Source organism: Bacillus sp. AFS001701, assembly GCF_002559405.1.
Lineage (GTDB): Bacteria > Bacillota > Bacilli > Bacillales > Bacillaceae_G > Gottfriedia.
Genome location: NZ_NTZO01000124.1, coordinates 15,069 through 28,155, shown reverse-complemented (window position 1 = coordinate 28,155; position 13,087 = coordinate 15,069). Strand labels below are relative to the sequence as shown.

Sequence of the window (13,087 nt, the reverse complement as noted above, 5' to 3'; positions counted from 1 at the left end):
TAATTTAGTAATCCAGAAAAATATTGTTACCTCTGGAACTTTTTTTAACATATTTTCTATTGGTGGACTTATTTTCTTATTTATATGCTTTTGTTCAATTGATTCCATTTCATAATCCTCCTTACTGGATTTAAATATAATGTAAACAAGTTTTATGAAAGGAAAATGAAAATCGTATGTTATTTAGTAAAAATCCATAATTTAGAAATTATTGTTGTATACCCAATCGTATTCTATTAGAATGACCTTTCAAGGGTAAATTAGATAATTTTTGTTGAGATTATGGGGATAAACTAAGTGCCTTAGTTTTTAAAAATCATTCTTGTATCCTAACCTCCTGCCATTAATCCTGCCTTTTTTGTCTTGTATAAGTGCTTAAAAGACTATAACATAGTAATATTATGGCATAATATAAGAAAGTCAAATTATTAAATAGAATCAGGAGCAGTAAAATGATTATCAATAATGAACAAGAATTAGAAGCTTTAAGAAAAATCGGTCGTATCGTAGCGTTAGCGAGAGAAGAAATGAAAGCTAGAGCTGTCGTTGGAATGACAACAAAAGAATTAGATGAAATCGGAAGACAAGTTTTAGAAGAGCATGGTGCAACTTCAGCTCCACAAAAAGAGTATGATTTTCCTGGCACAACATGTATTAGTGTAAACGAAGAAGTAGCTCATGGAATTCCAGGAGACAGAGTACTTCAAGATGGCGATTTAGTTAATGTCGATGTGTCAGCAGCATTAGACGGATACTATGCAGACACTGGAATCTCTTTCGTAGTTGGGAAAGGTGACTTACTAAAAGAGAAGCTTTGTAAAGTTGCTGAAGATGCATTTTGGGCTGCAATGAAAAAAACGAAAGCAGGTTCGAAGCAAAACCAAATTGGAAGAGCAGTATATAATGAAGCAAGTAAAAATGGTTTAAATGTAATTGAAAATTTAACAGGCCACGGAATTGGAAAAAGCCTTCATGAAAGCCCACAACATATATTAAGTTATTTCGATCCAATGGATAAAGCCTTATTAAAAGACGGACTTGTATTAGCAGTGGAGCCATTTATCTCTGCAAATGCAGATCATATTATCGAGTCAGGTGATGGCTGGACATTTGTGACGCCAGATAAGAGTTTAGTTGCCCAATGTGAACATACAATTGTTGTAACAAAAGGAGAGCCAATCATCTTAACTCAGATTTAAGAAATAGGAAAAGCGAAGAATTTAAGTTCTTCGCTTTTTTTCGGTTACATTTGCTTAGAATAATTTAACTCCCAAGTAAATCCATTTTTATCTTTTACAACAGCAAATCTAGAATTCCAAAATGTATCTTGAAGTTCCATATGAATTTCTCCGTCTTTTGATAACTTTTCATAAATTGAATTAATTTCATCTTCAGAACTCATGTCTAGTGTTGTCCAAACATTGTCACCTTTTATTAATGGTCTAAATGCGTCTGCAAAATAAATTACACAATTTTCATTAATGTGTAATTCTGCGTGTATGTATTTTCCTTCGTGCCCTTTAAACATTTCCATACCATCGCCGGTTTGTGTGTTTTTAATTTCTCCACCAAAGATTTGTTTGTAGTACTCTAGTTCTTCTTTGCAGTTTTCAACGTAAATATGAGGTAAAATATTTTTCATTTTTTTCTCCTCTTTCTTTTGAATATTTATGTATGAATTGCGAACAATAAGTCACAGTTTTAAGTATAGCCAAATAGAATAGGTATTGTGCTAAAAGTTAAAATATTTTATAATTTAAATAAATTTAAGTTCGAAAAGGAGGTGTAGAAAAGATGTTACGTTTTCAAATGGTTTGCGCACAAATGATAGAATTTTTATATTATTGTCGTGCAAAATTTGCGTTTTTAGCTGCTAACGGGATAGGTCTGTCCATTTTTAACAATTTAGCAACTCAAATAAAACGAAAACGTACTCTTTCCTACGACTTCAATTGATAAAATAATCGTGTGATTACACACTTCTATTTAAATCATTATTTAAGCCATGGATGGGTTCATTAGTCTATGGCTTTTTTCTATGGATTGATGCGGTAAATAGAAGGAGAATATATCATGATTGCATGTAGTATAGAAAAAATTTCAAAAATGTTTGGTGGGAACTCACTTTTTACAGAATTATCATTTCAAATACATCAAGGTAGCCGTGTAGGTATAGTTGGAGCAAATGGAAGTGGTAAAACTAGTATTTTTAAACTTTTAACGCGTATAGAAGCACCTGATACTGGTTCAATTCATTTTAAAAAAGGATTAAAAACAGGGTATTTAGCTCAAATTCCTGTTTTTCCAGATGAGATGACTAGTAGGGATGTATTATTAACGGTTTTTGAAGAATTACGAAAAATAGAAAATGAAATGAAGCAATTAGAATTAAAAATGTCTAATACGGTAGATGAACATACTTTAGAACAATTGCTAGTCAGTTATGGATCATTACAAGAGAAGTTTAGTAATAACGGTGGGTATGAGATGGAAGCTTCACTTGCGAAAATTGCTAATGGATTAGGAATCACTGACTTACTTACTAAACAATTTGCTTCTTTAAGTGGTGGAGAAAAAACAAAAATTGGATTAGGGATCGTCCTTTTACAACAACCTGATTTACTATTACTTGATGAACCAACAAATCACCTAGATTTATCCGCTATTGAATGGTTAGGTTCATACTTAAAGGAGTATGAAGGAACGATTATTGTCATCTCGCATGATCGCTATTTTTTAGATGAGGTAGTCAATCATATTTTAGAATTAGAAGATGGTGAAATTAACGATTACCATACGAATTATTCACAATATGTTATTCAAAAAGAAGAAAGATTACTAAAAGAATTCCAGGCTTATGAAGAGCAGCAAAAGAAAATACAAAAAATGAAAGAAACGATTAAACGCTTAAGAGAATGGGCTAATCAAGCAAATCCACCGAATGCAGGTTTGCACAGAAGAGCTAGAAGTATGGAAAAAGCGCTAGAACGAATTGAGAGATTAAAACGCCCGGTCTTACAAAAAAAGAAAATGGCATTTCAGTTAGAGGAATCTGGCCGTAGTGGAAAAGATGTAATTGTTGCAGAAAATCTTTCAAAATCCTTTGCGGAAAAAGTTTTATTTAATCAGCTTAGCTTTTCATTATACTATGGCGAAAGAGCAGTTATTGTAGGAGATAACGGAACGGGTAAATCAACTTTGTTGAAGATGATTTTAGGTCAGTCATCAATCGAGGAAGGAAAAATTAAACTGGGTAGTAACGTAAAGATCGGTTATTTATCACAACATTACGAACCAGTCCATTCAGATCACACAGTACTTCAGGAATTCAGAGAGGAAGTACATGTTACAGAAGGTGAAGCACGTAATATATTGGCTGGCTTTTTATTTTATGGCTATATGGTCTATCGCAAAGTAAGTCAACTTAGTGGTGGAGAGAGAATGAGATTAAGATTAGCTCAACTTATGTATCAAGATATTAATTTATTAATCGTAGATGAGCCTACAAACCATTTAGATATTGAATCTAGAGAGGTATTAGAAGACGCTCTTGAAAAATTCAAAGGAACGATTCTTTCTGTCTCGCATGACCGTTATTTCATTAATAAGCTATTTTCAAAAATTTATTGGCTAGACAATGGTGGGCTTTTCGAATTTATTGATGAATACCAAATTGCAAAAGAAAAAATGACGATCTATCGAAATAATAGAGAAAAAGAAAAAGTAATTAAAACAAATTCGTATTCGAAACCGGTAAAAATAAAAACAAAAATGCGAACGATAGAAGACATTGAAAATGAAATCTATTCTTTAGAAGAAGCAGTCAGTGAAATCAATAAACAAATGTTAATTGAAAATAATCTAACCATTTTACAGAATTATCAACGAGAACTAGAAGAGTTAGACTTAAAAAGTATTGCTTTATATAAGGAACTTGAAGAATGGATTGAATAATAAATTATAGTATGTATTTAAAATATAGGATAAACTCATAGGCAAAAACATCAATTAAATAAATAAAGTTAGTTAAATGTCTTAGTACTTGCTCATGCCTTTATCAGAATTAATAAGTTATAAGGATATGATTCTATTTAGGTGGTGAGTACATGATTTTTGATGAGCTATATAGTCGATATCCTGGACCAGGATATGCTCAGCCAGGACATGGACCAGGTCAAGGTCAAGGACATGGACCAGGTCAAGGTCAAGGGCATGGACCAGGTCAAGGTCAAGGGCATGGACCAGGTCAAGGTCAAGGGCATGGGCCAGGGTACGGACAAGGACATGGACCAGGATACGGACAAGGACATGGACCAGGATACGGACAAGGACATGGACCAGGATATGGGCATGGACACGGACCAGGACATGGACACGGACCAGGACATGGACATGGACACGGACACGGACCAGGACATGGACACGGACCAGGACATGGATTTCCTGGACCAGGAGGTTATTGGCATGGAGGATATTATATCCTGAATGGTAGAAGATGGTACTTTGTGCCAGGGGTTGGATGGGTTGTTGTATATTAAAAAATAATAAAGCTGATTAATCTTTTTAATCAGCTTCTACATAAATAATCTATATCTCAAATGGGTTATTTCGCCAATTTTATTGCTAACCAAGGTTTACTTTTTTGATTTTCAGAAGAAAACATTAATGTTTTATAAGCAATAAGAAAAAATACCAGTATCCAACTGATCGGATAACTGGTATTTTTATTAATTTCACTAGAAAGTATAAATTGGCAGCGCAGAAGAAAACTCGACGTTAGTTGCCAATTTTAGGAATTAAGTATAAGTGCAACTACGCCTCTGTCTTCACCTAAGGCTCGCCAATCGGCTAGTTTTCTTTATTTTCTACTCCAAAAATAATTCCGCCTTGCTTTCTCGCAGATTCAGTTACTGTTAATACTAGCTTGCTAAGCTCTTTCAAGTTTTCATATTCTGTTTGATTTGATTCTTTTATTATGCTAGTTATATTTTGGATTTCATATAGCATATCATTTGGTACTTGGCTAACTTCCAATGACTCTCGTTGCTTCGATTTATGGTTAATCAAAGTGATTTTTGAAATTGGAGATGGTTTATCAAGAACTAAAGTCCCAATTTCACCAGTAATTTCACTTTCAATATATGATTGAGAGACTTTAGAGCATTGGATGCTACAAGTGAAGTTTTCATAATTTAGCACTAATGTTCCACTACCATCTATACCGGTACGCAATTTAACAGGTGTATAATTTACTGAGGCTGGTTTTCCGAATAAACCAATCACTACATAAATTGGATAAACACCTAAATCTACTAATGCCCCACCAGAAAATTCGGGAGAGAAAACATTTGGATTCTCACCTCTAAGGAATGCATCATATTTAGAAGAATATTGTAAATAATGCAGATTAGCACTTCTAATTTGGCCGATTTTTTCTAGACCTTCTTTTAAAGCTGTAAAGTTTGGTGAGTGGAAGTTACGAATTGCTTCAAATAAATAAACTCCATTTTCTTCTGCAACTTTAAAGGCATGATCTAACTCTTTAATTGTTGAGAAAATTGGTTTTTCACAAATGACATGTTTTTTATTCTTTAATAATAAAATGCTTTGTTCATAGTGCAATGAGTTCGGAGATGCTATGTATACTACGTCAATATCAGGGCTTGTTGCTAATTCTTCAATATTCGTAAAAAACTTAAGAGCGTTGTGCTTTGTAGCAAATGCTCTTGCAGTTTCTTCATTTCTAGAATAGATCGCAGTTAAATTAAGCAATTTACTATCCTTTGAAGCTTCGATAAAACTTTCTGTAATCCAGCTTGTTCCAATAGTACCTAAATTCATTTTTTCAACTCCTAAAAAATAATTAGTTAACTTTATCTTTACAATCCTAATCGAAAGATATGTTAAAATAAAGTAAAATACATCGAAGGAAGTGACATTTTATGAAGAAAATTTGTGTTTATGCTGGTTCAAATCTTGGGAATAGAGAGTCATTTAGTCTTCAAGCAAAAAAACTAGGTGCCTTATTTGCTAGTAATAATATAGATTTAATATATGGTGGATCAAGACTAGGGATTATGGCAGAAATCGCAAATGAAGTATTAAAACAAGGTGGAAATGTCATTGGCATTATGCCTGGTGGATTATTTCGTGGAGAGGTTGCCCATAAAGGGCTAACGCAATTCATTGAGACAAAATCAATGCATGAGCGTAAAGCTTTAATGAACGAGATGTCTGATGGGTTTATTGCACTGCCAGGCGGAATTGGTACTTTCGATGAATTATTTGAAATTATTTGTTGGGCACAAATTGGAATCCACAATAAGCCAATCGGTTTATTAAATGTTGATCACTTCTTTAGCCCTGTGTTAGATTTACTTAAACATGCTGTAAAAGAAGGATTTATGAACGAGAATACACTTTCATTATTTGTTGTTGCAGAAAATGCAGACGACCTATTAAAACTAATGCAAAACTATGAGCCACCAGTTATGCAAAATAAATGGAAGCAATTAGAAGGCAAATAGTTTTTTTGTACTTTGTTTACCCACAATTTTGTGGGTTTTTTGCGTTTTATTATGAGTTTTAATCAAATTCTTGCAGATTTAGAGAGTTTCTAGAGCAAGGAAGTTCACAACTTTATCAACAATTTTCCGTATAAGTTCGAACTTTTCAGTCTGTTTTTACTAGTTATCAACACAGAAAATACACCTGAATTTGAATCCAATGAATTGATGAATAAAAATTACTACTTTATAAACATTGTTCACAACTTTATCAACAATTTTCCGTATAAGTTCGAACTTTTCAGTCTGTTTTTACTAGTTATCAACACAGTAAATACACCTGAATTTGAATCCAATGAATTGATGAATAAAAAATTACTACTTTATAAACATTGTTCACAACTTTATCAACAAAGTTAACATGATGTTGCGCTCTATCCACAACCAATATTTTGCATAAAAAAAAGGGCTCTTTATAAGAGCATCCCTTTATCCATCAATTTTCTTGCTTTCTTCTATTTTTAAACCATTTTGCTGGGCTCAATTTTTTACGATAGTTCGTCATAACATCTTTTCCTACAAATACTCCACCAATCCAAAACATTCCTTCTCCAAGAATAACTAATAGAGCAATCAGACCAGCTTTTAAGCTCCCAGAAACAGGTAAAAAGGGTAAAGCAAAGATTAATAAATATGGGATAAATGAGCCAAATACTAAGTAATATGGTATTCTTTTCATAAAGTTCTCCTTTCAATTCCTTCCATGAGAATAGCATTAATTATTGAGAAAAGGAAGGGGAAAACTTTTTAGTTAGTAAGAGATTATTGCACAAATAGGAGGCCTCAAGATGAATCGAGATATTGTTCTTGAGCTAAAAAGCGTAAATAAGACGATTAGTAACCAAAAGATTATTAAAGATATTAGTTTTGAGTTATATAAAGGTGAAGTATTAGGTTTACTTGGGCCAAATGGTTCAGGAAAAACGACGACAATGCGAATGATTGTTGGTCTTATGAGTATCACGAGTGGTGAGATTTATATCCAAGGCAATTCGATTAAGGAAAACTTTAAAGAATCAATCAAACAGATCGGAGCAATGATTGAAACTCCTGCATTTTATCCTTTTTATAGTGGGTATAAAAATCTAATGTATTTTGCTCGAATGTTAGAAGGTGTTCCAAAGGAGAGAGTTCTTGAGGTTATTGATTTACTTGGACTTTCAAATGCCATACATAAAAAGTTTTCAACCTATTCCTTAGGGATGAAGCAAAGATTAGGAATTGCTCAAGCGTTATTACATAATCCTTCAATTTTAATTTTAGATGAGCCAACAAATGGATTGGATCCGGCTGGAGTAAGAGAAATCCGTGATTATTTAAAACGTATTGCTGAGGTCGAACAAACAGCAATCCTACTTTCTAGTCATCTATTATCTGAAATCGAATTGATTTGTGATCGCTCAATTATTATTCAAAATGGTCAATTTGTTGAATCAATTGATCTGAATGATAAAAGTGGTGAGAAGTTATTTATTGAAATAGTTGTAAAAAGTACGAAAGCTTTTGAAAGTAGTTTTACAAATAAAGATAACAAGTACAAATTTGAGGTTATTAATGATCGATCAATTATGTTTGAAATTGATGAAGAAGAGATTCCTTCATTAATGAAAGAGTTGGTACTGGCAGGAATAGAGATTTATTATGTAACTCGCAAAAAAGAAAGGCTAGAAGATTTGTTCATTCAATTGACAGGAGGAAATGTCATTGAGTAATTTTATTCGATTAATTGAGAACGAATTACGTAAAATATTTGTTCAAAAATCATTTATCATAACGTTAATTTTACTATTTATCCCGATTATTGTTCTAGGAAGATGGGATTATGTAGAAAAGGAAAGTGGAGCAGCAAAAGCGAAAAACTGGAGAACAGAATTAAATATAGAAAATAAAAAGATAGAAGAAGAATTAGCAGGGCAAAACTCTTCAGACTTACCAGCATTTGCTAAAGAACAAAAAGAGATATATGAGATCAATAAGTATCGGCTTGCACATAATATTTCACCAATTCAACAACACACTGTGCTGGACTTTATGAAAAAAGGTGCGAACGTAACGAACTTTATAGGAATCCTTCTTATATATTTTGCAAGTAATATGATGTCAAAAGAGCATCAATGGAAAACGATTAATTTCTTGCTCGTTAAACCATCAACAAGACGAATGATCTATTATGCAAAATTTTTGAGTTTGGTGATCTTATATTTTATCTTTTCTTTTGCAATCCTCATCTACTCATTTATTATAGGTAGTGCTTTGAACGGCTTAAATTTTAGTGCTCAACCGGTATTACAATATGTAAATAACCATGTAGTAGAGCAAGGTGTTTTACCAAGTTTACTAAACGATTACTTAATTAATCTACTACCATACTTGTTCTTTGTTGCAGTTGCTTATTTCCTATCAACTGTTTTAAGGACAAGCAGTATTTCTTTGTTAATAAGCATAATCCTACTAGCAACTTCAGATGTGATTGCAACATTATTAAGAACAAAAAGCTGGTCTAAGTTCTTACCATTTATGCACACTGATTTAACGGTTTACACTAAGGGGATCAATATAGAAAACGGCATGAGAATTGAATTTTCTATAGCAGTACTGGTCATTTATATTTTGTTATTTCTTGTTACTGCTGGTGAGCTCTTTAAGAAGAGAGACGTAGTTGGACAATAGAAAAAAAGGATAAGGTACATGCCTTATCCTTTTTCTATTCTGATCTCTCCTTCAGCATTGAGCCGTATGGAATAGTGTTAGTAGTAGATGTTTTATAAATCGAACAGACGTTGACTTGTGCAGATTTGTTATACTCCCATTTTAGACATGCGTTTTGGTTGTATTCTACAGATGAATCGGTTGTGAAAAATATAACAGCTAGACTAAAAATAGTAAATCCGCCAATTAGGCCTCGTTTAATTTCATCGCAATTTTCTTTAAGCCATAGAATAGATTTGCGCATATACTCCTCCAAGAGTTTAAAATATAGATAAGTAATTCATTCTATGAACAAAAAGGGTAAGATAATACAAATCTATGGATAAGTTTAACTAGAAGAATATTCCAAATAAAAAAGCATTTTTGCCCAAGCAAAGATGCCTTTTTTATAACTACTCTATTTTAGTCCTCTTGTTTCAGTAATCCATATAAGAATATATTCATAATTTCATCTACTACTTCTTTTTGTTGGATATATTGTGAGGTTGTTTGGTCCATATTTAAAAAGGCTTGGCTCAAGACTTGGATATAGATTAATAATGTTTTGTTTTGAACCACATTTCGAACTAAACCTAGTGAACGTCCTTCATCGATTAGGGAAATCAGCAATTTGAATGATTTGTTCATTGTAAAATCTAAAACTAATTCTTGTAGTTCAGGGTCTTTTTTCATTAATGCTGTAAACATTTCAAGATTAATTATATCAAGACCGTTTTTCTTACGAATAAATAATTCTTTAATTTTTTCATTAAAAGGAATATCACTTGAAAGCATTTGTTTTGTTTCTTCGAATTGATGATCCATTAATCGAATAATTGTAGCTTTTAGTAGGGCTTCTTTACTCCCATAATAATTGTAAATAGATACTTGTGATACATTCGCTAACTTTGCAATATCTGCTATTTTTATATCATTTAAAGGTAATGACAATAATTTAGTTGTACTTTTTTCAATGCTCTCCATCTTCTGCAGAGTTCGTTTTTTATATCCGTCCAATAATATCGATACCTCCGTCATGATCTATACAATAGTATATCATGTTTTGAAATATTTTATTAAAATTATTTCAAAACATATTCTCTTTTTAAGAATTGAGGTATATACTAGTTTTGTAATAATCAAGACTTAATATTTCAAAACAAAGCGGGAGGTTCATTTATGTACGCGATTGAAATTAATAATTTAACGAAGACCTATGGCAATTCAAGGGGGATCACAGATATAAGCTTCAATATAGAAGAGGGAGAAATATTCGGATTCATCGGTCCAAATGGTGCAGGTAAATCAACTACAATTCGAACTTTACTTTCGTTAATTTATCCAACGAGTGGCAGTGCAAAAATATTTGGAAAGGACTGTGTACAGTTTGCTCCAGAAATAAAAAAAGAAATCGGTTATTTGCCATCTGAAGTTTTTTATTATGACAATATGAAAGTGATGGATTTGTTAAAATACTCAGCTAGTTTTTATAAAAAGGATTGCACGAAACGAATAATAGAATTAGCTGAAGTAATGGATCTCGATTTAACGAAGAAAATTGATGATTTATCTTTAGGTAATAAAAAGAAGGTAGGGATTGTCCAAGGATTACTTCATGAACCGAAGTTAATCATATTAGATGAACCGACAAGTGGTCTTGATCCTTTAATGCAACAAAGATTTTTTGACTTATTAGAGGAGGAAAACAAAAAAGGAGCAACGATTTTATTTTCATCTCACATTTTAAGTGAAGTTCAGCGTTTATGTGATCGAGTTGCAATTATTAAAGAAGGTAAAATTGTGACAGTAGAAAAAATAAGCACATTGCAAGAAAACAATTACAAACGTTTTAAAATAGATAGTCAAAACGGTGTAGAACCAAATTTCTTCAATATGCCAGGTGTAAATAATATTAAAATCAAAGGTAAAACGATTAGCTTTATTTTTAAAGGCAATATAAATAAAGTTTTAAAGAAAATAGCGGAAATCGAAATTGAAAATTTATGGATTGAAGAGCCTGATCTGGAGGAAATTTTCTTACATTATTATGAAAAGGAGGCCTAATAAGCAATGAATATTTTTTTACACGAATTAAAAGCTTATCGGAAATCCACCTTCATTTGGACGGCGTCTTTAATGGCAATCGTTGTTTTTTTCTTATCTTTATTCCCAGCTATTGCAAAGGATTATGTAGAATTCTCAAAAGTGTTGGAAGGTTATCCTGAGGGTGTGAGAAAAGCACTTGGACTTGAAATTGAGAGTTTTGGGAATGTTTTGGGATTTTATTCCTATGTATTTATTTATATTTCTCTTTGTGGAGCAATCCAAGCCATGATTTTAGGTACTTCAATTGTTTCAAAGGAAGTACGTGAAAAAACAGCCGATTTTCTTCTAACAAAACCAGTAACTAGAACAAAAGTAATGACTTCAAAGATTTTTGCAGGTTTTGTTTCTTTAGCGATTACAAATGTATTCTATTTAGTCGCAACTATTATGATGGCTCAGTATGTAAAAACAGCGGATTATAGTAGTAAGTCAATTATTTTACTTACTGTATCGTTATTTATTACACAATTACTATTTTTTGGAATAGGCATTTTAATATCAGTTGTATTTCCAAAAATCAAAGCGGTACTATCAATTTCTCTTGCGATTGTTTTTGGATTTTTCGTAGTTGGTATGGTAGTAGCAACAGATGAAAGCAATGCCAAACGTTTTCTATCACCTTTTAAATACTTTGAACCGAAATATATCATTGCTCATTCAAAATTTGAATCAAACTTTTTATTTGCGTCGGTTGGAATTATTCTCGTTTCAATCATTGCAAGCTACATGATTTATAAGAAAAGAGATATTCACGCGGTATAACTTATAGGAAAGGGAGGGTGGAAATGAATCTATTTTTAAGAGAAATGAAGACATATCGTAAATCGATTATTTTTTGGTGTATCGGAATTGTTTTTTTAGTAGGTAGTGGAATGGCAAAATATAAAGCGACAGCTTCCAACGGCCAAATAAGCGAACTTTTTAATGAAATGCCGAAATCTCTTCAAGCTATAATGGGCTCAGGAGCACTAGATTTATCAAAGGCAAGCGGATATTTTGGCATCTTAGTTTTATATTTATATTTAATGGCAACGATTCATGCGGCAATGCTAGGCGCTAATATAATTGCTAAAGAGGAGCGAGATAAAACAGCCGAGTTTTTATTTGTAAAACCTATTTCTAGAATAAGGATCATAACTTCTAAATTAATGAGTGCTCTAGTGAACATTCTTATTTTTAACGGTATTACGTGGATATCCAGTGTACTAATAGTAGGAAAGTATAGTAAAGGTGAGAATGTAAATGGTGATATAGCAGTGGTAATGGTTGGGATGTTTATTTTACAGCTATTATTTTTAGTAATTGGTTCGGCTATAGCCGCAGTTTGTAAAAATTCTAAAAAGGCTGCCTCTTATGCAACTGGTATTCTATTAATTACATTTATCATATCAATTGCAATTGATTTAAATGATCGGATTGAAGGCTTGAAATATTTCACACCGTTTAAGTACTTTGAAGCGAAAGATATTATGTATGGTGGGGGATTTGACGGTATTTATACAACTATTTCGATCGGATTAATCATTATATTAACGATTGTCACGTATGTTTCGTTTAAGAAACGGGACTTACATTTGTAGGGAAAAGCAATTAAATAGAAGAATCAATTGTGTCAAAATCTAAGATAGGAATATTTTGGATTTGTTGACACTTTTTTTATTAAATATTATATTCAGAAAATATTGACATATATTATTAATCGCAATACCTTTAATATAGTAGGTTAT

At 32.2% G+C, this 13,087-nt stretch carries 15 protein-coding genes; 10 read left to right on the top strand and 5 right to left on the bottom strand.

Annotated elements, in window-relative coordinates; all coding sequences use genetic code 11:
• Window positions 1–452 precede the first annotated feature (452 nt).
• Window positions 453–1,199 (top strand): type I methionyl aminopeptidase, encoded by a 747-nt coding sequence (gene map / locus CN514_RS10335; RefSeq protein ID WP_056468854.1) that lies wholly within the window; start codon window positions 453–455, stop codon window positions 1,197–1,199.
• A gap of 44 nt (window positions 1,200–1,243) precedes the next feature.
• Here the strand turns inward: map and CN514_RS10330 are convergent, their stop codons facing one another.
• Window positions 1,244–1,642 carry a VOC family protein gene (locus tag CN514_RS10330; protein ID WP_098232496.1) on the bottom strand — a complete coding sequence of 133 codons (399 nt, stop codon included), beginning with the start codon at window positions 1,640–1,642 and terminating at the stop codon, window positions 1,244–1,246.
• A gap of 152 nt (window positions 1,643–1,794) precedes the next feature.
• On the opposite strand from CN514_RS10330, the gene CN514_RS26455 reads away from it, so the two are divergent.
• The 3 genes from CN514_RS26455 to CN514_RS10320 all read left to right on the top strand — a co-directional run bounded on the left by CN514_RS26455 (window position 1,795) and on the right by CN514_RS10320 (window position 4,538).
• A complete protein-coding gene (locus CN514_RS26455) occupies window positions 1,795–1,956 on the top strand; it encodes an RAxF-45 family protein (protein ID WP_353652063.1) in 162 nt (53 codons plus the stop codon).
• Between the two features lie 117 nt (window positions 1,957–2,073).
• Window positions 2,074–3,954, top strand: coding sequence for a ribosomal protection-like ABC-F family protein (gene abc-f, locus CN514_RS10325; RefSeq protein WP_098232495.1), 1,881 nt, complete (start codon window positions 2,074–2,076; stop codon window positions 3,952–3,954).
• A gap of 152 nt (window positions 3,955–4,106) precedes the next feature.
• Window positions 4,107–4,538, top strand: coding sequence for a hypothetical protein (locus tag CN514_RS10320; protein WP_098232494.1), 432 nt, complete (start codon window positions 4,107–4,109; stop codon window positions 4,536–4,538).
• A 310-nt stretch (window positions 4,539–4,848) separates the two neighbouring features.
• Here CN514_RS10320 and CN514_RS10315 read toward each other — a convergent pair whose 3' ends face one another.
• Complete coding sequence (locus CN514_RS10315; RefSeq protein WP_098232493.1) at window positions 4,849–5,841, bottom strand: Gfo/Idh/MocA family protein; 993 nt, start codon at window positions 5,839–5,841, stop codon at window positions 4,849–4,851.
• Window positions 5,842–5,942: 101 nt separating this feature from the next.
• Between CN514_RS10315 and CN514_RS10310 the strand changes: the two genes are divergently transcribed.
• On the top strand, window positions 5,943–6,527 hold the full coding sequence (locus CN514_RS10310; RefSeq protein WP_098232492.1) for an LOG family protein: 585 nt from the start codon (window positions 5,943–5,945) through the stop codon (window positions 6,525–6,527).
• Between the two features lie 475 nt (window positions 6,528–7,002).
• Here the strand turns inward: CN514_RS10310 and CN514_RS10305 are convergent, their stop codons facing one another.
• Window positions 7,003–7,245 (bottom strand): transporter suffix domain-containing protein, encoded by a 243-nt coding sequence (locus CN514_RS10305; protein ID WP_056468839.1) that lies wholly within the window; start codon window positions 7,243–7,245, stop codon window positions 7,003–7,005.
• A gap of 109 nt (window positions 7,246–7,354) precedes the next feature.
• Between CN514_RS10305 and CN514_RS10300 the strand changes: the two genes are divergently transcribed.
• Together CN514_RS10300 and CN514_RS10295 are read left to right on the top strand one after the other, a co-directional pair.
• On the top strand, window positions 7,355–8,278 hold the full coding sequence (locus tag CN514_RS10300) for an ABC transporter ATP-binding protein (protein ID WP_098232491.1): 924 nt from the start codon (window positions 7,355–7,357) through the stop codon (window positions 8,276–8,278).
• Window positions 8,271–9,236, top strand: a complete 966-nt coding sequence (locus CN514_RS10295) for an ABC transporter permease (protein ID WP_176525858.1) — start codon at window positions 8,271–8,273, stop codon at window positions 9,234–9,236. The genes CN514_RS10300 and CN514_RS10295 overlap by 8 nt, the downstream gene beginning before the upstream one ends.
• A gap of 34 nt (window positions 9,237–9,270) precedes the next feature.
• Here the strand turns inward: CN514_RS10295 and CN514_RS10290 are convergent, their stop codons facing one another.
• Both CN514_RS10290 and CN514_RS10285 read right to left on the bottom strand, forming a co-directional pair.
• Window positions 9,271–9,519, bottom strand: a complete 249-nt coding sequence (locus tag CN514_RS10290) for a hypothetical protein (protein WP_098232489.1) — start codon at window positions 9,517–9,519, stop codon at window positions 9,271–9,273.
• 158 nt (window positions 9,520–9,677) lie between these two features.
• Entirely contained in the window at window positions 9,678–10,271 is a 594-nt protein-coding gene (locus tag CN514_RS10285) for a TetR/AcrR family transcriptional regulator (RefSeq protein ID WP_176525857.1), read from the bottom strand.
• A gap of 162 nt (window positions 10,272–10,433) precedes the next feature.
• On the opposite strand from CN514_RS10285, the gene CN514_RS10280 reads away from it, so the two are divergent.
• The 3 genes from CN514_RS10280 to CN514_RS10270 are packed head-to-tail and all read left to right on the top strand — an operon-like array spanning window position 10,434 to window position 12,940.
• Entirely contained in the window at window positions 10,434–11,318 is an 885-nt protein-coding gene (locus tag CN514_RS10280; RefSeq protein WP_098232487.1) for an ABC transporter ATP-binding protein, read from the top strand.
• A gap of 6 nt (window positions 11,319–11,324) precedes the next feature.
• Complete coding sequence (locus CN514_RS10275; RefSeq protein ID WP_098232486.1) at window positions 11,325–12,122, top strand: ABC transporter permease subunit; 798 nt, start codon at window positions 11,325–11,327, stop codon at window positions 12,120–12,122.
• 23 nt (window positions 12,123–12,145) lie between these two features.
• Complete coding sequence (locus CN514_RS10270; RefSeq protein WP_098232485.1) at window positions 12,146–12,940, top strand: ABC transporter permease subunit; 795 nt, start codon at window positions 12,146–12,148, stop codon at window positions 12,938–12,940.
• Window positions 12,941–13,087: the final 147 nt, after the last annotated feature.